This is a genomic window from Paenarthrobacter sp. NPDC089714, from assembly GCF_044748905.1.
GTDB lineage: Bacteria > Actinomycetota > Actinomycetes > Actinomycetales > Micrococcaceae > Arthrobacter.
This window is the reverse complement of record NZ_JBIVGX010000001.1, coordinates 522993-539488: the sequence shown is the minus strand read 5'-3', so window position 1 is coordinate 539488 and position 16496 is coordinate 522993. Positions and strand designations below refer to the sequence as shown.

Annotated in this window: 30 protein-coding genes; 3 read left to right on the top strand and 27 right to left on the bottom strand. The window is 64.2% G+C overall.

Going from position 1 to position 16496, the window contains the following annotated elements; translation table 11 throughout:
• Positions 1–84 precede the first annotated feature (84 nt).
• The 27 genes from ACIPY3_RS02555 to ACIPY3_RS02425 all read right to left on the bottom strand — a co-directional run bounded on the left by ACIPY3_RS02555 (position 85) and on the right by ACIPY3_RS02425 (position 14412).
• A complete protein-coding gene (locus ACIPY3_RS02555; protein ID WP_400329687.1) occupies positions 85–645 on the bottom strand; it encodes a hypothetical protein in 561 nt (186 codons plus the stop codon).
• The gene (locus ACIPY3_RS02550) at positions 642–1100 is read right to left on the bottom strand and encodes a hypothetical protein (protein WP_400329684.1); all 459 of its coding nucleotides are present in this window, start codon (positions 1098–1100) and stop codon (positions 642–644) included. Before ACIPY3_RS02550 ends, ACIPY3_RS02555 begins: the two co-directional genes overlap by 4 nt.
• A complete protein-coding gene (locus ACIPY3_RS02545) occupies positions 1097–1588 on the bottom strand; it encodes a hypothetical protein (protein WP_400329682.1) in 492 nt (163 codons plus the stop codon). Before ACIPY3_RS02545 ends, ACIPY3_RS02550 begins: the two co-directional genes overlap by 4 nt.
• Positions 1585–1776: a hypothetical protein gene (locus tag ACIPY3_RS02540; protein ID WP_400329680.1), complete on the bottom strand. Its 192-nt coding sequence runs from the start codon at positions 1774–1776 to the stop codon at positions 1585–1587. Before ACIPY3_RS02540 ends, ACIPY3_RS02545 begins: the two co-directional genes overlap by 4 nt.
• Entirely contained in the window at positions 1773–2003 is a 231-nt protein-coding gene (locus tag ACIPY3_RS02535) for a hypothetical protein (RefSeq protein WP_400329677.1), read from the bottom strand. The genes ACIPY3_RS02540 and ACIPY3_RS02535 overlap by 4 nt, the downstream gene beginning before the upstream one ends.
• Entirely contained in the window at positions 2000–2260 is a 261-nt protein-coding gene (locus ACIPY3_RS02530; RefSeq protein WP_400329675.1) for a hypothetical protein, read from the bottom strand. The genes ACIPY3_RS02535 and ACIPY3_RS02530 overlap by 4 nt, the downstream gene beginning before the upstream one ends.
• Positions 2257–2790 (bottom strand): hypothetical protein, encoded by a 534-nt coding sequence (locus tag ACIPY3_RS02525; protein WP_400329672.1) that lies wholly within the window; start codon positions 2788–2790, stop codon positions 2257–2259. The genes ACIPY3_RS02530 and ACIPY3_RS02525 overlap by 4 nt, the downstream gene beginning before the upstream one ends.
• Positions 2791–2932: 142 nt before the next feature.
• Positions 2933–3292 carry a hypothetical protein gene (locus tag ACIPY3_RS02520; protein WP_400329669.1) on the bottom strand — a complete coding sequence of 120 codons (360 nt, stop codon included), beginning with the start codon at positions 3290–3292 and terminating at the stop codon, positions 2933–2935.
• Positions 3289–3495, bottom strand: a complete 207-nt coding sequence (locus ACIPY3_RS02515) for a hypothetical protein (protein WP_400329666.1) — start codon at positions 3493–3495, stop codon at positions 3289–3291. The genes ACIPY3_RS02520 and ACIPY3_RS02515 overlap by 4 nt, the downstream gene beginning before the upstream one ends.
• On the bottom strand, positions 3492–3887 hold the full coding sequence (locus tag ACIPY3_RS02510) for a P27 family phage terminase small subunit (RefSeq protein WP_400329663.1): 396 nt from the start codon (positions 3885–3887) through the stop codon (positions 3492–3494). Before ACIPY3_RS02510 ends, ACIPY3_RS02515 begins: the two co-directional genes overlap by 4 nt.
• Positions 3880–4629, bottom strand: coding sequence for a hypothetical protein (locus ACIPY3_RS02505; protein WP_400329660.1), 750 nt, complete (start codon positions 4627–4629; stop codon positions 3880–3882). The genes ACIPY3_RS02510 and ACIPY3_RS02505 overlap by 8 nt, the downstream gene beginning before the upstream one ends.
• Before the next feature lie 94 nt (positions 4630–4723).
• Positions 4724–5221, bottom strand: a complete 498-nt coding sequence (locus ACIPY3_RS02500; protein ID WP_400329657.1) for a single-stranded DNA-binding protein — start codon at positions 5219–5221, stop codon at positions 4724–4726.
• 2 nt (positions 5222–5223) lie between these two features.
• The gene (locus ACIPY3_RS02495; RefSeq protein WP_400329654.1) at positions 5224–5448 is read right to left on the bottom strand and encodes a hypothetical protein; all 225 of its coding nucleotides are present in this window, start codon (positions 5446–5448) and stop codon (positions 5224–5226) included.
• Positions 5445–5840, bottom strand: a complete 396-nt coding sequence (locus ACIPY3_RS02490) for a DUF4406 domain-containing protein (RefSeq protein WP_400329651.1) — start codon at positions 5838–5840, stop codon at positions 5445–5447. Before ACIPY3_RS02490 ends, ACIPY3_RS02495 begins: the two co-directional genes overlap by 4 nt.
• Complete coding sequence (locus ACIPY3_RS02485) at positions 5833–6090, bottom strand: hypothetical protein (protein WP_400329648.1); 258 nt, start codon at positions 6088–6090, stop codon at positions 5833–5835. The genes ACIPY3_RS02490 and ACIPY3_RS02485 overlap by 8 nt, the downstream gene beginning before the upstream one ends.
• Positions 6083–6352 (bottom strand): hypothetical protein, encoded by a 270-nt coding sequence (locus ACIPY3_RS02480; protein WP_400329646.1) that lies wholly within the window; start codon positions 6350–6352, stop codon positions 6083–6085. Before ACIPY3_RS02480 ends, ACIPY3_RS02485 begins: the two co-directional genes overlap by 8 nt.
• The gene (locus ACIPY3_RS02475; RefSeq protein ID WP_400329643.1) at positions 6349–6501 is read right to left on the bottom strand and encodes a hypothetical protein; all 153 of its coding nucleotides are present in this window, start codon (positions 6499–6501) and stop codon (positions 6349–6351) included. The genes ACIPY3_RS02480 and ACIPY3_RS02475 overlap by 4 nt, the downstream gene beginning before the upstream one ends.
• A gap of 992 nt (positions 6502–7493) precedes the next feature.
• On the bottom strand, positions 7494–7991 hold the full coding sequence (locus ACIPY3_RS02470) for a hypothetical protein (RefSeq protein ID WP_400329640.1): 498 nt from the start codon (positions 7989–7991) through the stop codon (positions 7494–7496).
• Positions 7988–8992 carry a DNA cytosine methyltransferase gene (locus ACIPY3_RS02465; protein WP_400329637.1) on the bottom strand — a complete coding sequence of 335 codons (1005 nt, stop codon included), beginning with the start codon at positions 8990–8992 and terminating at the stop codon, positions 7988–7990. Before ACIPY3_RS02465 ends, ACIPY3_RS02470 begins: the two co-directional genes overlap by 4 nt.
• Positions 8989–10266, bottom strand: a complete 1278-nt coding sequence (locus ACIPY3_RS02460) for a DNA-methyltransferase (RefSeq protein ID WP_400329635.1) — start codon at positions 10264–10266, stop codon at positions 8989–8991. Before ACIPY3_RS02460 ends, ACIPY3_RS02465 begins: the two co-directional genes overlap by 4 nt.
• 22 nt (positions 10267–10288) lie before the next feature.
• Positions 10289–11089 (bottom strand): helix-turn-helix domain-containing protein, encoded by an 801-nt coding sequence (locus ACIPY3_RS02455; RefSeq protein WP_400329632.1) that lies wholly within the window; start codon positions 11087–11089, stop codon positions 10289–10291.
• The gene (locus tag ACIPY3_RS02450; protein ID WP_400329629.1) at positions 11086–11550 is read right to left on the bottom strand and encodes a RusA family crossover junction endodeoxyribonuclease; all 465 of its coding nucleotides are present in this window, start codon (positions 11548–11550) and stop codon (positions 11086–11088) included. Before ACIPY3_RS02450 ends, ACIPY3_RS02455 begins: the two co-directional genes overlap by 4 nt.
• Positions 11547–11930, bottom strand: coding sequence for a hypothetical protein (locus ACIPY3_RS02445; RefSeq protein ID WP_400329626.1), 384 nt, complete (start codon positions 11928–11930; stop codon positions 11547–11549). The genes ACIPY3_RS02450 and ACIPY3_RS02445 overlap by 4 nt, the downstream gene beginning before the upstream one ends.
• A 24-nt stretch (positions 11931–11954) precedes the next feature.
• The gene (locus tag ACIPY3_RS02440; protein ID WP_400329623.1) at positions 11955–12752 is read right to left on the bottom strand and encodes a recombinase RecT; all 798 of its coding nucleotides are present in this window, start codon (positions 12750–12752) and stop codon (positions 11955–11957) included.
• Between the two features lie 2 nt (positions 12753–12754).
• Positions 12755–13783 carry a YqaJ viral recombinase family protein gene (locus ACIPY3_RS02435; protein WP_400329620.1) on the bottom strand — a complete coding sequence of 343 codons (1029 nt, stop codon included), beginning with the start codon at positions 13781–13783 and terminating at the stop codon, positions 12755–12757.
• A 139-nt stretch (positions 13784–13922) separates the two neighbouring features.
• Entirely contained in the window at positions 13923–14120 is a 198-nt protein-coding gene (locus tag ACIPY3_RS02430) for a helix-turn-helix domain-containing protein (RefSeq protein ID WP_400329617.1), read from the bottom strand.
• A gap of 31 nt (positions 14121–14151) precedes the next feature.
• The gene (locus tag ACIPY3_RS02425) at positions 14152–14412 is read right to left on the bottom strand and encodes a helix-turn-helix domain-containing protein (protein ID WP_400329614.1); all 261 of its coding nucleotides are present in this window, start codon (positions 14410–14412) and stop codon (positions 14152–14154) included.
• Between the two features lie 227 nt (positions 14413–14639).
• On the opposite strand from ACIPY3_RS02425, the gene ACIPY3_RS02420 reads away from it, so the two are divergent.
• From ACIPY3_RS02420 to ACIPY3_RS02410, 3 genes are all read left to right on the top strand, one after another.
• Entirely contained in the window at positions 14640–14990 is a 351-nt protein-coding gene (locus tag ACIPY3_RS02420) for a hypothetical protein (RefSeq protein WP_400329612.1), read from the top strand.
• 7 nt (positions 14991–14997) lie between these two features.
• Positions 14998–16164 carry a tyrosine-type recombinase/integrase gene (locus ACIPY3_RS02415; protein ID WP_400329609.1) on the top strand — a complete coding sequence of 389 codons (1167 nt, stop codon included), beginning with the start codon at positions 14998–15000 and terminating at the stop codon, positions 16162–16164.
• 100 nt (positions 16165–16264) lie between these two features.
• Positions 16265–16453 (top strand): hypothetical protein, encoded by a 189-nt coding sequence (locus ACIPY3_RS02410; protein ID WP_400329606.1) that lies wholly within the window; start codon positions 16265–16267, stop codon positions 16451–16453.
• The last annotated feature ends 43 nt before the right edge of the window (positions 16454–16496 follow it).

Genomic DNA, 16496 nt, shown 5'->3' with positions numbered 1-16496 from the left:
GCTCCCTTGCGGGGCACCCCACCGTGTGATCGCTTGGCAGCGTGGCAATGTTGACAGGCGTCCGGCAGTCCTTGCATTCACGGTTCACAAGAGCACCCCTTGCGCAGCCTCGCCGGCAACAGCCCCCGAGCCGTGGAACAGATCCGCGAGGACGTCCCGCTCGTGGTCGAAGCCCAGCGCGTCAAGCACCCACCTTGTCCAGGCCGGAGGCTTGGCACCGGCGAATCCTCCACCAGGGGCCGGCGCGTCGAGCACGTCGTTCACTGCTTGCCCAGTGCCTCGAGCCCGGCGAGGAGTCCACACGATCACCGGTTCCCAGCAGTTCCGGAGTCGAGCTCCGGACGGTACCGCGTTGCGCTTGTGCCACACCATGACTTGCGCCGTTGGAGGTACCCGGTTCAGGTACAGCGGCAGCGAGGACGGATGGAGCGCGACCGCCCAGGCCCCGTATTCGTCCATAAGCCGGCTGATCAGCTCGTGGTGCTTGGCAGGGTTGTCCCACTCCGCGGCCGCTTCGTGCTCGTCCGCCCTATGCGCGCCACCTCCCGAGCCTCGCCCGCCCACGCCGTACCAGCGAGCAGCCCGGCCGAGGTACGGCGGATCCGCTATTCCCATAAGCAACCCGGTGCCCTCGCTGCTGCTCACTGGATCACCTCGAGGTGCCCGCAGCTATCGCAGGACCACAAGACCGGCATGCGCCCCATCTCCTCGACAGGCCGCTCAGCTCCGGAGTAGCTCACGTGTGGGCACCAGGGCACAAGCTCCTTGCTCTGCTTATGCCCGCAGAAGATGCACCGCCCGGCGTCGAAATACTCGAGGTCCTCGATCGTCTCCGGGTACTTGTGTCCAATGGTGGTGTGCTCGCAGGGCAGCCACTCGAACTGGGTTACTTGAGTACGCCGGTGCAGGTGCCGGAACTCCGTCCGAATGATCGGCGGCAGCTCGTGGTCCTTCCAGTCCGCCCACCGATGCTTCGGCCATTCCTCGATCAGCTCCTGGTATTCATAGCCGGACACAATGCCGCAGATGGTTTCGTTCTTGCGGATCTCCTCTTTGGTTTGGTCACAGTGCAGGCAGCGCCGGGCGTCCTCGCTGCTCACTCTGCCAACCTCTCGTCTTGGGCGCTCACCCTGTTTGGGTCTGTCAGTGGCGTGACGCTCCAGGAGCCGTTGCGGATCCGGCCTTGCATCCACTGCTCCGCCTCCTCGCGAGTTGCGAAGGGTCCGACGTCGCGCGGCATATCTTCCGCGTGGATCTCGAGCGCGTAGCCGGCATAGTCGCCCAGCTCCTCGCGTACCGCCTCGAGGTTCTGAGTCACTTGGGCCCAATACTCGTCGCAGGCCGGGCACTTGCCACGCTCCTTTATGTCTCTCGTGACGTGGTTATGGTGCACCGCGCCCTCCGAAGGCCCGCCGTGCAGCGCATCCTCGCCCTCGTGGAGGTAGTCCATTTCGTCTTTCAGCTTGTCCCATGAGCCCTCCGCTATCTCCTCATACGTCACGCCGTCCTCCGCCAGCTTGCACAGCATGGCCCGGCCGAGCTGCTCCGGATGCCGGACCAGTGCAAACAACGGAATCACCCGGCTCATTTGCTGCCCCTCGAAGGTCCGGCCAGCGCATAGTTCGCCTGGTTTTCCGCGTCTGCCAGCCTCCGGAGGCCGACCGCTACCGAGTGCGCGATCGCAGCCGAGATCCCCCCGCCATGCGTCCACTTCCCGGACCGCTCGAGCGTCACCGGGTACTTGCACAGCCGGCACTTGCCCTTGAGTTCCTTCACTTCTTCTCCTTTTTCATCGGCTGGAAAATTGCATAGCCTCGCAGGAAGTCGCCCAGGTCCTGCTCCTGTTGGCGGGAAAGTCGGGCCCCGTCCACCCGCATCACCTCGACGCCGAGAGGCCCGTCCGAGGAGTCCACCACGACGACCTCGCACTTGTGGTGCTTGTCCATAAACCGGACGATCGAATCGCCTAGCCGCTGCTTGCGCCGTTCCTCTTTGTTGCTCATAGTCCCCACGCTTTCAGGAATGGATTTACTGCCGGCCGGACCATGAACTCCGCATAGTTCGCGAAGGGGTCCGGCATTTTTGGAATGTCGACCTTGATTTGGTACTTGTCCGGCAACGGTGGCGCGGTCAGGACCTCGTGGTTCGCCAACGCCTCAACGCCGAGCTGTTCGTTCTTGATCCGGACCCAGGTAATGCCGTCCTCGATCACAATGTCCGCCGGCTTGCCGTCGTATGGCTCCGGCTCGAAGCCGCTCAAAGTGCAATCCCCATCCGATGCCGGAGCCGCTTCATCGCCAAATCCTCGCCATGGACCAGCCGGACGGCCGTTTTGGTCACAGCGCGGCTGAACGTGGCCTGCAAATCACGGCCCATCGGAACAACCAGAGGTTGCCGTTCGGCGTGTACGACTACGCGCAGCCCGCGTCCGTGGACGGTCATAAGTCCCCAGCGTTTCGGAAGTTCGCCCGGTGCCACAATCTTCTTGTCCGCTACCACCAGCCACCAGTAATCGCAATACTGCGCGAACGATTCAGCCTTGTCCGGGTCCTTGAGTTCAGTCAGCCAGTCCGACCGGGACACTTTGACCTCGTGACCATGAAGCTTGGGCCCGGACCCTGCCCCCATTCCGGGCCAGAGATCCAACGCCATGTAATCGCAGATCCGGGAAGCGTTATGCCCGGCGGATACCTTGACGTGTTCGGCCCGCGTGTACCGCAATCCGTTTCCGCCGAAGGTCGAATACTTCTGGTTCAGCCGGTCAAGCATGGACCGCTCCGTCTCGCTCATGCCGGTTCCGCCATGGTTTCGAGCTTCTCGCCGTCGACTTTGCATTGCTGCCAGCCGGAGACGCCGGAAGGCGTGATGTGGACCCATGGGATTGAGCCCCTCAGTGGTCCGCGTTCGATGTAGTGGCCGCAGTGTTTGCACCTCATGCCCATTGCCCTTCCGTTGCGACGACCGGCAGGTTCCGGACCGAGTGTGGAGCCTTCCGATGCTTGCGGAACAGGTCCGCGAAAGTGGAGCCCCAGACAGGAGCGGCCGAATAGTCACGCTGCGCGACGGCCTCGCAGCCAGGGCAGGCCATGGCCTCGATTCCGGGGCCGGAGATCCCGCCGCCCACGGACCAGCCCGGCCCGTTTTTGTCGAAGCGGTCAATGCCGCAGATGGTAGGGCCAGGCGTGCCGCTGTCTGTCATACGGACTAGGTGGATCCGCTTGTCCGCCGGCCGGCCGTCGAACAGGCCGCCGCTTGTGAATTGAAGGGTTGCGAGTGCTACTACCCGGATCATTTGCCGGCCTCCCGGTACACCTCGAGCAGCTCGAGGACCATGCCGTCCTTGCGCTTGAGCAGTGGCCGGAGATCCGCGAGAGTCGCCGCCGCCTCGAGGAACTCGCCGGCCCTCATTTGTTCGGCGAGCCGCTCGAGGGTTGCCTCGATCTCCTGCGCGAGCTTCCGGATCTTCTGCCGGATCTCGTCCGCCTTGGTCATCATGATGTTCTCCTCGTTGGTGTTGGCCTCTTTGCCCGTCCGCGGAATTTGTCGCCCCAGTCGCGGATTTCCTTTTGTGCTGCCCGCTCGAGCGCGATCGCTGGGTGCGGTTCCGGCCGGCCTCGCTCGTCCGCAATGATGGAGCCCTCGCCGGCGATCCTTGCCCGGAGGTCCCGCTGCAGCGCTACTTGCGCGCAGTACGCCTCGAGGTCAGGGCCGACGATCTTGGCTGGCTCGTGGTGCTGCTCGATGATCTCGCGCCACACTTCCGAGGCTGCCGAGTCGAGCCGCTCAGGCGGAGGGAAAGCGCGCGACTCCTCCGCCGGAGCTTCCGCGGCAGCAGACCCGCGCCTGCCTCTTGCTGCCGTGGTGGTTTTCTTGGTTGTCTCAGGCATTGCCGATCCTCACTTGCCCCATGGACACGCCGGCACGGTCCGCCATTTTGATGTTTGAGCCGGAAGGGTCGAGCCTGCCGAGGGCCGGGGCCCCGCTGTCCGGATTCCAGCCGGGCTTGACGTCGTGGAATAGCTCCTCGACCAGCTCGAGGTACCAGGCAGCGCGTGCCGGGTCGTCCGAGAAGCTGAATATCTCGAGCCGCTTGTTTTCGTTCAGGTTCGCCGTGCTCGAAATGCTCAGTTGGTGCTCGTCGTTGGTGATGGTCACGAATTTCGCGTGGGTCCGTGTGGTTCGGATGCACTCCTCGCCGAACATATCCATGAGGAGCGAGGAGTATCCGCGGCTGCCTCCGTTGTTCCGGAAGGACACGTCCAGGATGAACCGGATGGACTTGATAAGGCCGGTATTCATGAACCGGTTAGCGACCTCGACGTCGTATAGGCCCGCGGACCAGGTGGAGATAGCGACGTCGGCCGGGCCGGTCCGCTCGAGGAGTACCAGGATCGCGTCCAGGAGCGAGAAGGCCCCGTTGGTGCTGACCTCGTAATCCATGCCGGGCTCGAATTGGTCGAGCGCGATACGTGCCGAGTTGGTCCGGAGTACCCGGTGCCGGCGGACTGGCCTCTTGCGTGCGAGTACCTTGATCCCGGAGGCTGCCGGGTCGAGCTTTTCGGCGACGTTCAACGGCACGTCCTCGCCGGTCCGGAATTGCTGTAGTTGGCTGTTTTGCGCCTCAGTCATGGCGATTCCTCTCCCTTGCTGACATATCCAATTATAGCCGATCGTCTAGGAAAAGTAGACGGACCGGACGCGATAAATCCGGCCCGTCTACATATCAGAACGGGGGCTCGGAATCGGGCCCGTTGCCCCAATTGCCGCCGCCACCTTGACCGCCCCAGGCGTCAGACTGCGCGCTCGAGTTGTTGCCGGCAGGCTGCCCGCCGCCGAAGCCTCCGCCATTGCTGGACCGTTGGGTGCGCGTCACTTTCGCCATGGCATACCTCAGCGAGGGGCCGATCTCGTCCACCTCAAGCTCAACGACGGTGCGCTTCTCGCCCTCTTTCGTCTCATAGCTCCGGGACTTGAGCCGGCCCGAGATAATGACGCGCAGGCCCTTGGTTAGCGACTCCGCGACGTTCTCCGCGGCCTCTCGCCAAAGCGAGCACCGCATGAAAAGCGTCTCCCCGTCCTTCCACTCGTTCGACTGCCGGTCGAACGTGCGAGGCGTCGAGGCCACGGTGAAGTTTGCCACGGCCGAGCCGCTAGGCGTGAACCGTAGCTCCGGGTCGTTGGTCAGGTTGCCTATCAGGGTTATGGTCGTCTCGCCGGCCACGCCTAGCCTTCCAGCTCGAGGAGATCCGCGATCGCCCGCAGAGCATCCGGACCCAAAGCGAACGCAACAAACGGTGCCGGCTGAAAGCCTCCGTTAAGGAATCGGCCGGCTTCCGCGTTCCGGGCAAAGTCCGGCGCGTCCGGATGATCCAGGACAACGGCCCGGTCCCCGTCCCTGTCCTCAACCGTTACCGTCGTTCCGGCGGAAGTGGTGGTGGTCCTCATCATTTGCTTGCCTCTTTCGTTTCGTTGTTCAGCAGTCGTGACATATACGCGGACTGCCCTGCCTCAGTAAGCCAGGCCCGGACCGGCCGGACCCGCATCTCAAGATCGACGGCCAGGCGCATCTCTATGCGAGCGCCCTTGCTGTTGCCGGCCCCTGCCAGGAACGCCACGGCGTCCGCTTGGGCGAGCTGCCCGATCGCGAGCTTCATGTAGTCCACCCATTCCGCGCCTTCCGGTGCCGAGTTCTCCGCAGGGTTGAGGACCTCGAAGCCGGCCTCGCGTAGCTGCTTTGCGGCAGCGTCGAAGCTGGGATAGTTGAACGCCGGGAGCCCGGACATTGGGCCGGCGAGGTAGAGCACCCGCGGCAGTGCCGGAGCCTCGAGGACCTCAGTCATGGTTGCGCCCACAGCCACACTTGCCCCCGTCAGGTCCGAACTCGCGCTCGAGATCCGCGACCAGGGTTTTGAGTGCCCGGACTACTAGGCTGGGGCCGATGCCGGAACGCGCCCGGACTTGGGCGTCCATGCCGAAGCCGAGGTCCCCGATCGCTTCCGGCTTGCCGAGGACGATAACCGCGACCTCGTCGTCTGTGATCTCGAGGGGTCCGGTCTTGAGGATCCCGGCTTCCTGTGCTTGCTCAGACATTCTTTGCCGCCTCCGTTGCGATTGACTCAGCGACAGCTACGGCCGCCATGCCTTGGATTGTTTGTTTGATGGACTTCTGGACGATGGACTCGAGATCGTCCACCATGGCCACGCGCTGCTCAGGCGTGGCGAAAATGAGGGCAGCCATGGCCGTTGGATTCTTGACCATTTCGCGGAACGCCGTGAAGGCGGCAGTTACGCCGGAGCCCGTCGCGGAGGCCACCATATCGGCCGCGGCCGGGATCCGCTCCTCGCCACTCATGCTGCCGCGCCTCGCAACTTTGCAAGGACCAGGACGGCGAGGACGGCCGCAAGGAGCGAGCGCCCATCAAATCCGGCGGAAGGATACAGTGCTAGGGAAGCCGCGATCAGCAGCAACGCCGCGAGCGCGAGCAAGAAAAATAAGCGCATTTCGTCTATCTCCTCTTGTTGGTTGACTATTTATTTTGGACGATTGGAGCACGCCGAAGCGCCCCCGCTAGAGCGAGGACACCACCGGTGGTTCAAGGGCCGAAAGCTCCAAAATCGCTGCTGTGACTTGCTTTGCTGCCCGAGCCGGTATCGGCTCGTCGCCGGTATCGACTGAGACGCAAACCCCGTCCTCGTCCGTCCAAAGTGCTGCCACTCGAATGGCCTCTAAATCCCCAAGCGGTACCTCGATAACTGGCCCCTCAGCGAAACCATCCCCCGTGATTACCCAGTTGTTCAATGTGTTTCCCCTTCGCAGGCCCCCCAGCCCTGTTAGTGCGTTCGTCTACGTTTTATAGACTACCGGAAAAATTCTATGACCGACAACCCAAATGCAAGTTTTGCTCAAGTTATTTGAGCCACTCTTGAGGTTTCAACTTTCCGATGAGGCCACCATAGACGAGACCCCTGACACTGGATCCTGACGGCCGCACGCAGGGTTGCCGCAGCGGACCACCATCCGATCCGGGACCACCCAAAGCGACGGCAACCCGCAGCTCTCACAGCGGTCCGTCAGCGCGAACGGCCGCGGCACCTCGCCGGCAGCCCAGGCTGCCCGTCGCTCGAGATCCCAGGCCCCGCGCGAGATCTCCTCACCGAGGCCAAGGTCCCGATGATAGACCGCCGGCAACAGCCTGGCCATAAGCAGCAGGCCCGGCCGGACGTCGCCGGCTCCTCGAGTGATTCCCTTGAGCCTCATGGACAGCCGGACTCGAGGCAGGAAATCCCGGACAAACAGCGCCACCTCGTCCCGGACGTCTACCACCTCCACCCGGAGCGGAGCCCGAGGGCCGGCCGGCGCATGGAATGCCGGCTCGTCCCCGCCGCCTCGACGTCCACCCGCCGGAATATGGCTAGCCAGCGTCACATACCGGTCCGCGAGCGCCTCGAGGCGTCCCGCGGTCCGCTCCGCGTGGGCAGCCACCCGCCGCGCCTCACTCTCCGTCCATTGCCTCTTGACGTCCACCGCATTCCCTCCGTTCGTCCACCAGCGCCGCAGCGGCCGCCTCGATAATTTCCCGCGGATTCCTGCCAGGCCCCGCGAGCGCCTGCCGCTCGACGCCGACCCGCTTACAGGCCACAGCGTCCGCTTGTTCCTCCGTAGCTCCGGAGCCCAGGGCCCAGAGGTACGCCCGGCCGAACAGCAGCTCAGCGGCCGGTTCGAGTGGCATAGGAGGGGCCGGAGCCACTCGCCCGCCGATCCTGCCGGCACGTAGCCGCTTGACTGCCCGGAAGAGATCCGCCGGCGTGGCGAATCTCTCCCGGACTGCCCCGGCCCGGACCATTTCGCGCGCCGCGACTTGAGCGTCCGCGAAAGTGACGTCATAGAGCGAGTCCCGCCATACAGCGGCTTGGCCCTCCATGGCGATCACCAGTCCGGCCCGGTTCAAGTAGGCCACCAGCTCGACGGCCTCCTCGTTGGTCATAGTCACGCGGCCAGCCTCCACTGAGCTTGGAAAGCGCCCAGCATGTGGCGCAGGGCAGCGGCCGCCTGTTGTGGGACGACACCATTCCCGCAGGCTTTGAGGTGGTCGCCCCAGCCGATGCCCGGGACCGCCGTTATCCACCCGGGAGGGAGGCCCATCATCCACTCCGCAAAGTGCGCGGAGAGGCGAGGCTTGCCAGCGGGGCTCAACTCGACTGGGGAAGGTGCGGCTCCACGCATGGCTTCCCACCGACGAACAGCCCCGGCGTATCGACCCCAGTCAACGCCCTCGCTAGAGTGTCCGTGTCGTTCGGACGGTGCGGCTCCCTCCGGATGGTGTTGTCCTTGTGATCGCGTGTCGTTGGCGTTGGCAACAGAGCTACCACGGTCCGCAAGTTGTCGCCCCCGGTCTTGTTGGGGCCATTGCCCGGCCCGGTACTCTCCGAAGTAGTCACGGTTGGCAGCAAGGACAAAGACCCTGAATCTGCCGTGAGGGGCTCCCACGTCGGAAGCTCGAACGCCTCGCCATTGGCAGTCATACCCGAGGTCGGAAAGGTCCCCGAGAACACGTCCAAGTGCTCGCAGAAAAGTCCTTCCGTCCGAGGTATCTCCCACACATCCCGGGCACTGTTCCAAACTGCTACTGGCGTCGGCACTGAAGGCCCCCCTCACGTTTTCCCAGGCCACGAAGCGCGGCTTCTGGACTGCTATTGCTTCTCGCATGGTGACCCACAAGTTGGAGCGAGTCCCCTCGTTCATTCCGGCTCGGCGTCCGGCCGTGCTGAGATCCTGGCAAGGCGTCCCCCCGCTTATCAGGTCAACCTGCTCAATGGCCGACCAGTCGATCTTGGTCATATCGCCGTGGTTTGGGACGTCAGGCCACCGGTAGGCAAGGATTTTCGACGGTGCTGGGTCGAACTCGCTGAACCATGCAGTGGTAGCCCCGAACACCTCCTCGATAGCAAGGGCAAGGCCGCCATATCCGGCGCACAGCTCCCCCGCCCTCACAGCAGTGCTCCGAAGTCGAACACTGGCTCCAGCGTCTTAGCGAACCTCGACTCAATGAGAGGCAGATACTCCGGTTGCCGCTCAACGGCTATGCACCGGAAGTTCTCAAGGAACGCCGCCTCGACCGTTGTTCCGGACCCGGCGAACGGTTCCAGGACCACACCACCCGGAGGAGTGACCAGCCGGCAGAGCCACCGCATAAGCTCCAGCGGCTTGACCGTTGGGTGGGTTACGCCGTTCACCCGCGGCCGCTCCGACGTCGGAGCCTTGGGCTCGTACCGGAACGTGGGGAAGAACTGCGCCGGCTTCTCGTTGCTCACCCGATCCAGCTCCGCAGCTTGCGACTCCTCGAGCACCACATTGGCCGGCCAGCGTCCAGACTCTCCACCGGCCCGGCACTCCGCCAGATTGAAAGCACCGGTGCCGAAGTTGTGCACATTCGACGTGATCGACCCGACCACAGCCTTCCTTGCGACCACCACCGGCTCGAATGCCGGCTTCAAGGCAGTGCCCCAGTCCCCCGCGCTGGCGAACTCCACGTTCTTCTTGAGCGAGTCAAGGAAGCCGGAGTCCCCGTCGCCCGCGCCCCAGTCCTCCGGCCGCTCCGTCGAGCACAGCCGCTCCACAACGGCCCGGATGCTCTTGTCGTCAAAGGCGAGCGCCTCGCGCAGGATCTCCCACTGCCGCAGGGACGGCACCGAGGGTTGCGCGCCCTGGGTTGTCCAGTGCCCAGCCATGCCGTTGGTTCCGAACAGCTCGTCAATCCGCCGGTTCGTCCACCCTGCAGCGTCCCGCGCTTCCTTGAGGAACTTAGTCACCCGGTACACGTCCGGGTCCTTGCCGACCTCCGGAGCGTCTCCCTCAAGGTAGCCGGCCATTGCTGCCGACACGTCGCGCGACTTGGGAAAGCCGGACCCGTAGAGCCACATGATCGAATCCCGAATATCGAAACCGGCGAAGCGGATCCCCAAGCTCATGAGGTCCAAGGTCCGGGAACCGGAGAACGCCAGGAGGTGCCCGCCCGGCTTGAGAACCCGGAGGCACTCGTCCCAGACGGCGACCGGAGGCACGAAAGCGTCCCAGGGCCGGCCCATGAACCCGCGCCCCTCCGGGATGTACTCCCGGTCCCCGCCAAGCCATGCCGTCACCGTTTCCGCGACTAGGGCCGGCGAAGTGTTGCCGAGCCCATACGGCGGATCAGTGACCACGGAATCGACCGAAGCGTCCGGAAGGTCCCGGAGCACCTCGAGGCAGTCGCCGGCGTAGAGGGTCACGGACTCGTTTTCGTAGTGAGGCTTACGCAACGTGACCACCGCCCGCCGTGATGCCCCGGAGCGCAGACGCCGCGTCAGCAGCCCGCGCCGTTTCCATTTCGCGCTGCAGGATCTCGCCCTGACGATCTCGGGGACCGGACTGGCTGCCGCGAGCTGGGAGATCCTCGTCCTCCCACCGTCCGCCGTTCAGCCACGTTGCCGGGTAGGCCGTGTACTGAGGCGACCGGTTTGGATCTTCCGCGTAGCGGCGAGCGCCGACCACGATCTCCTCCGGAGTGGCTGACTTGAGCGCAGCCTTCCAAGCTTTCAGTGCCGATGCTTTGGCAGTCTTGCGAGGGTAGACCTTCCAGAAAGCCTCGAAGTCGAGCCCCGCAAGCATGGACGGTTCAGAAGGACGGTTCAAGGACGGTTCAAGGACGGTTCTGTCTGCACACACGTTCGCCCCTGCCGGTACCGGTGTGCGCCCCTGCTCGTTCTCATGTGCACCCCCAGAGCCCTCACCGTGCACCCCAGAATCTTGGGGGCGAACCAGATTCACCCCAAAAATATTGAGGTCGTAGGCCACCGGGCGACGGTTCGCCGGCATATGCGCAACGCCTCGCTGGTCACCCTTCCAGATCAGGCCGTGCTCCTCGAGGAGTCGGAGCTTATTCTGCACGGACCGCGGCGAGCACCGGGCGTACTCCGCCAGGACCGAGACGGACGGCCACGCGGCCGAGCCGTCGTCCTTGGCGTGATCGGCCAGGCCGATAAGCACAAGGTGCGCGATAGGGTCCGGCACCGGGGCCGTTTTGAGGGCCCACACCATTGCTTGCAAGCTCACAGCTCGCCCTCCTCTGCAAGGTCAAAGATCCGGACTTGGACGCCGGGGTCGTGTGCGTCCGCGTATGCCTTTTGGGCGTAGACCATGACGGCCCGCGAGTCGTCAGCCCAGACGCCGGCGGACGTCAAGGAGTCGAAGACGGCGCGCTCGAGCTTGTCCGTGTCCGGCTTCACGGCAGGCCAGAGAGGAGCGGAGGCCCGGAGCGTCCGGTCCTTCTTGAAATGGCTCTGTGGCCGCGGCAGGAAGAAGTGAAGCTCGATCCGTACCGGGCCCTCGAACCGATGCAGCCCGCGCATGGCTCGCCGCGCGTAAAACTCGACCGTCTCGCGCCACGGCTTGAGGGCCTTGCTGTTGTCGTCCACCAGGAGAGGCCGGCGCGTTGCAGGGTGCCGGCCGATCTTCTTGGAACCTTGAGGGGCCGGCACGCCGTAGGCCCAGAAGTCCAGCTCCTGCCCGCTCATTCCGTCTCCTCAGTTTCGCCGCTCGTCTCTGAAATTTGGACGCTTGCGGCACGCCAAAGGATGCTGGGACGGCCGAACCTCGACCGCCCGGCCGTTTCCTCCACGCGCTCCACCGCGCCGTCTCGCCACAACTCGTTGCAGCGCGTCCGGATGCTCGAGTCCGACGCCGGAGGCCAACCCAGGCGCAAGCTGTAGCCCTTGTACTCCGCGATAATCTCGTCGTGGGTCAGCCCGCCATTCTCGCGCGCCTTGTCTCCGCCTACCAGGATCGCTTCCACCCTCGAGCGGACGGTGCTCATTTTCCGCGGTGTGATCGTTGCCGCCGCAAGGTGCGAGGTGGCAGGGTCAGACTTCCGGGCCGGGGCCGTTTTGTTCTTCATGGTGTTCTCCTCGTTGGTGTTGGGTTATTCCGACTGTTCGCCGAGGTCGAGAGCTTCGCCGGGGATGTAGCGCTGGACTTCCTCGTCAACCGTCCGCGCGAGCGCGAGCGCGGCCGATTGCGGCAGATCCCCGGACAAGGCACGGAATCCGGTCTTGCGGACCATGGCGTCGTAGTCCGTCGCCCAGGGGCCCTTTTCGCCGGCGGAGCCGCGCGCCTTGCGCTCGAGGACCTTCTCGATTGGCAGGTAGCGATCCTGGACGCCGCCGCCGACCTCAGCCCAAGCCAAGACGCCGATGATCTCGCGCGTTTCGAGGTAGTCCACCGGCTCCCATTGCGTGAACTTGCCCCCGAGCCTTGAGTCATAGCCTCGACGGAAGGAGTCGCCCTCCCGCACCAGCTCCGCGCCAACAGCACCGACGCGACCGGATCGTTGCGCCAGTTCGAGGAGGCCCTTGTATCCGATGATCGGGACGACCTGCCACTCTTTCGCGCCCTTTCCCTCGTTCAGCTCTTTGTTCCAGATGCTCCGAGGCGTCAAGTAGAACTGGCCCATAGGGCCGCCCACCTCGAGGCCCAGCCGGGCAGCGACCAGGAACGCGCCGAGGAGCGAGTCCGCGGAGCAGCGCTGCAGCTCCGGATTCTGCCGAAGCTCCGTGAGGCCGGTACGCATGAACTGCTCGACCGGAACGTGGGTCGGAAGCGCCTTCTCAAACTCGTGGCGCATGGACTTCATGAGGTCAAAGGCCGAAGCCCGGCCCGTCTCCGCCTGCTTGTTGCCAATCGTTGCGGCGAGCGCGCTGCCGTCTGTTGTTGCTGTCATGGTTATTCCTCTCCCTTTGCTGCTTTGGTGAGGAGCAGATTGCCGCGCCCCTCGACGGCCGGCGAGTATTCCGCCGCAAGGTCCGGATGGTCCTTCTTGAAATTGGCCTCTTGGAATCGGCGGCTCGTGCCCTTCTTCCAAGTTGCGAGCAGCTCGCCGTCCGCGTTGACAAGGCCGGTTCGCTCTTTCATGGACGTCTTGAGCTTGAAAGCTGCCTGAGCCTCGTCGTCCTCTGCTTGCTTCTTCCGGCGTTTCGCGTCCGCGAGATCCGCGACCGTCTGCTCGAGATCCGGGCCGGCCACGATCGCGTCCGCTTTCGCGTCCGCCGGCCACAACAGCCCGAGCTGCCCGCGATCGCCGAACGTCGGCTCCGGCCGGAGCATCCCCTCGACGTGATCGCGCCACCACATACCGCCGTAGTGGATCAACTGCCCGATAACCTCGTCCGATCGCTCCACCCGTACCGGAGGCATGAACTTGGCAGTGTCCCGGAGGTAGCAAGTCACCCAGGCGAAAGGCCAGCGAGTCACCGCGAGCTGCTGCTGGACCTGCACTTGGATATAGGCCGGCGGCAGCCCGTCAATCCAGTGCGCCTTGTAGTTCTGACTTGTGGTCGTCTTGACCTCGAGGATTGAGAGCAACTTGCCGGAGCTGCCACGTTCGAAAAGCAGCCGGTCCAATGTTGCAAGCATCCAAGGATGCTCCTCGTGGGCCAAGAGCCCCGGAGTAGGACCCAGTTTGCCGAGATCCGGCCACCGCTTCACGGTTCCGACTGCCACCGGATGCTCGAGCATGTTGCCGGCAGCGGCCGCGTCCGAAAGGTCCGAATCATCCGGAGGCGTCAGGCTTGTCTTTTCCTGCCATACCTGCAGCGGAGTCCGCCACTCGTTCAGGCCCAGGATTGTTGCCGTGTCCGAGGCACCGAGCCCGGACCGTCTTGCCCGCAGCCAGAGGCCACGGTTTCGCCGATAGTCAGCAGCGGCCAGGACCAGCCGGCCGCCGAGCCCTGCCGGCATAAGAGCGTTTGTCATTGTTCCCTCTCACTTGCGCACTTGTGTGGTTTGTTCATATGCTGTTCAGGCAGTCGCCAGGCCCCGCAGCACCAGCAGCGGAAAACGTAGCTGTCCATTCGCTCGAGCCAAGCCCGCCGGCTGCCCGTTAGCGGAGACGTCAGTCGTTTTGAGCGTCCCAATGCTGTTCCTGTTTCGCTTCACCCCGGAGCAACTGGATCAGTTCCTCGACGTCGTCCTTGTGGTACCGGTAGGACCTGCCCACGCGGACCCCGCGGAGCTTGTTCTTTTTCCGAAGGCCCGCGACCGTTTTGGTGCTTGGGGCCCGCAGGACTTCCGCGACCTCCTGCGCAGTCATGAGCTGCTCAAGCCCAACCCAGCCCGACACGTTAAGCGCCGACCAGTTCCGCGCCGTCCTTATGGAGGAAGAGATCCCCCACGCGAACTTCCAGCGCCTCCGCGATCCGCGTGGCCTTTTTCAGCTCGACGCCGCCCTGCCCGTTTGCCAGGTTCGCGAGAGTCTGATGATTTACGCCGGTGGCCGCCTTGAGCCGATGCACGCCCACGCCAACCTCGTCCATTCGCTGCCGCAGCGCAGTAGTGAGCCCGTCCGGGCCCTCCACTCTGCGCGGCATGATGAACACTTTCACTTCATGTCCCAAAGCCCGTCCAATCTCTTAGTGCGATCGTCTACATAATCTAGACGGTCACAAAGTAATATTGCAAGCCGGATCTACTCGGGCCGTCTAGAGGAAACTCGTTGGATGAATTATTGAACTAGACGACGGTCGTCTATAAAAGGTAGACTGTAGCTATAGGAAGCCAACTGGGAGGTGGCCAAATAACAAGCCGACCACGAAAAAGGAGCAGCGCAGCAATGACCGAACAGATTACGCTCGCCGAGCTAATCCGGCAGCACCAGGAAAAGACCGGCGACAGCTACTCGCAGATCGCTATCCGCTCCGGACTGTCTAAGGCCAAAATTGGCCAGCTCGCCGCTGCCGGCCAGCCCCACATGCCGCGAATCGACACCATCGAGAAGCTCGCATCCGGCTTGCGCCTACCGCTCCATATCGTCCAGCAAGCAGCCATGGCCTCCGCCGGCATCCTTCCCGAGAGCTACAGCGAGGACCAGGAAATTGACCTGATTGTCGCCCAGCTCCGCGAACTGTCCCCGGACCAGCTCGCAACCGCGGCCCGGCTTATCCAGGCACTCCGCCATGGGTAGGCCGCCATTGCCCGTTGGGACTTGGGGCACTATCCGCATTGAGCAGATAGCCGGCGGTTATCGCGCGCGCGCCCGGTTCCGGGACTACGACGGCCGGACGCGCGACGTCGAGCGCTCCGGCAAGACCAAGGGTGCGGCCCGCGCCGCCCTGACAGCGGACCTCACCTCGAGGACCGCGCCAGCCGGCGACGAGATCACCGCCTCAAGCCGGCTGCAGTTCGTCGCCGAGATATGGCAGGCCGAGAAGTGGCCGGCCCTCGCAGAGAACAGCCGCAAGCGCTACCGGGACGCCCTCGAGGACCACATCCTGCCAGGACTTGGGGCCCTGATGATCTCCGAGTGCTCAGTTACGCGCATCGACCGTTTCCTCAAGGCCACCACCGAGGCAACCGGCGCGCCGTCCGCGAAGGTTTGCCGCTCCGTGCTATCTGGAGTGCTTGGCCTCGCCGTCCGGCACGGTGCCGCGAACACCAACCCGGTCCGCGACGTCGCCGGCATCACCGTGACGCCGAAAGAGGTCCGGGCCCTGACCGTGGACGAGATCAAGGCAGCCCGCGCCGCGGTCCGGAGCTGGCAGCTTGGAGAGCCACTCAAGGAAGGCGCACCGCGCCGGGGCCGGCCACCAACTCAGGACCTCCTTGACATACTGGACCTGCTGCTTGCCACCGGTGCCCGTATCGGCGAGCTGCTCGCGACCCGTTGGGAGGACGTGGATCTCGAGGCCGGCACTCTGACCATTACCGGAACGATCATCAGCACGGAAGAAAAGCCGTCCCGGCTTATCCGCCAGGAGCACCCGAAGTCCAGCAGCAGCCGCCGGCGGCTCGCGCTGCCGCCGTTCGCTACCCAGGCACTCATGCGCCGGCGGATCAACATCACGGTGGCCAACGTCCACGACGTGATATTCCCGAGCACCGAAGGCACGCTCCGAGATCCGGGAAGCGTCCGGAAGCAGATGACAAAGGTCCTTACGCCGGCCGGGCTTGGATGGGTTACGCCCCACGTTTTCCGCAAGACCGTGGCCACCGTCCTCAACAACGCCGAGGACCTCGCCACCGCGGCCGGGCAGCTTGGGCACGTCGGAACGGACGTCACCCGCCGGCACTATGTCCAGCTCACGCACGAGGGACCCGACGCACGCCAAACGCTCCAAAACTTGGTCAAGGGCGTCTAAATTTCCCAGCCGATTAGCCAACTTTCATAGCCAATACACGCCTAACCGTGCTAAACTTAGAGAGTCAGCAAGGGAAGAAACAAGCCACCAGGAGCACACCATGGGAAACATCAACCGCCGCGAATTGGTCAAGTCGATCGCCGACACTTTCGGACTGGGACTGCCGGACGCCGCAAGCCGAGTGACCTTCAACAGCGAGGAACTCGAGATCGAGGGCACCACCTACACGGAAGCCCAAGCCGCCGAGGTTGAGCGCTGCATCGCCGCGGACCTCCGCAGCGGCAAATAGAAAAAGGACCCCCGGACGGCCCAAGTCCGGGGGTCCTCCACCC

Bases quoted from the DNA above. Each gene is read 5' to 3' on its own strand.
- ACIPY3_RS02535 (WP_400329677.1), bottom strand. From the start codon at position 2,003: ATGAGCAACAAAGAGGAACGGCGCAAGCAGCGGCTAGGCGATTCGATC.
- ACIPY3_RS02450 (WP_400329629.1), bottom strand. From the start codon at position 11,550: ATGAGCGGGCAGGAGCTGGACTTCTGGGCCTACGGCGTGCCGGCCCCT.
- ACIPY3_RS02515 (WP_400329666.1), bottom strand. From the start codon at position 3,495: ATGATGACCAAGGCGGACGAGATCCGGCAGAAGATCCGGAAGCTCGCG.
- ACIPY3_RS02420 (WP_400329612.1), top strand. From the start codon at position 14,640: ATGACCGAACAGATTACGCTCGCCGAGCTAATCCGGCAGCACCAGGAA.
- ACIPY3_RS02445 (WP_400329626.1), bottom strand. From the start codon at position 11,930: ATGAAGAACAAAACGGCCCCGGCCCGGAAGTCTGACCCTGCCACCTCG.
- ACIPY3_RS02520 (WP_400329669.1), bottom strand. From the start codon at position 3,292: ATGATCCGGGTAGTAGCACTCGCAACCCTTCAATTCACAAGCGGCGGC.
- ACIPY3_RS02545 (WP_400329682.1), bottom strand. From the start codon at position 1,588: ATGAGCCGGGTGATTCCGTTGTTTGCACTGGTCCGGCATCCGGAGCAG.
- ACIPY3_RS02510 (WP_400329663.1), bottom strand. From the start codon at position 3,887: ATGCCTGAGACAACCAAGAAAACCACCACGGCAGCAAGAGGCAGGCGC.
- ACIPY3_RS02435 (WP_400329620.1), bottom strand. From the start codon at position 13,783: ATGACAAACGCTCTTATGCCGGCAGGGCTCGGCGGCCGGCTGGTCCTG.
- ACIPY3_RS02505 (WP_400329660.1), bottom strand. From the start codon at position 4,629: ATGACTGAGGCGCAAAACAGCCAACTACAGCAATTCCGGACCGGCGAG.
- ACIPY3_RS02495 (WP_400329654.1), bottom strand. From the start codon at position 5,448: ATGATGAGGACCACCACCACTTCCGCCGGAACGACGGTAACGGTTGAG.
- ACIPY3_RS02430 (WP_400329617.1), bottom strand. From the start codon at position 14,120: ATGACTGCGCAGGAGGTCGCGGAAGTCCTGCGGGCCCCAAGCACCAAA.
- ACIPY3_RS02410 (WP_400329606.1), top strand. From the start codon at position 16,265: ATGGGAAACATCAACCGCCGCGAATTGGTCAAGTCGATCGCCGACACT.
- ACIPY3_RS02525 (WP_400329672.1), bottom strand. From the start codon at position 2,790: ATGAGCGAGACGGAGCGGTCCATGCTTGACCGGCTGAACCAGAAGTAT.
- ACIPY3_RS02490 (WP_400329651.1), bottom strand. From the start codon at position 5,840: ATGACTGAGGTCCTCGAGGCTCCGGCACTGCCGCGGGTGCTCTACCTC.
- ACIPY3_RS02480 (WP_400329646.1), bottom strand. From the start codon at position 6,352: ATGAGTGGCGAGGAGCGGATCCCGGCCGCGGCCGATATGGTGGCCTCC.
- ACIPY3_RS02440 (WP_400329623.1), bottom strand. From the start codon at position 12,752: ATGACAGCAACAACAGACGGCAGCGCGCTCGCCGCAACGATTGGCAAC.
- ACIPY3_RS02485 (WP_400329648.1), bottom strand. From the start codon at position 6,090: ATGTCTGAGCAAGCACAGGAAGCCGGGATCCTCAAGACCGGACCCCTC.
- ACIPY3_RS02475 (WP_400329643.1), bottom strand. From the start codon at position 6,501: ATGCGCTTATTTTTCTTGCTCGCGCTCGCGGCGTTGCTGCTGATCGCG.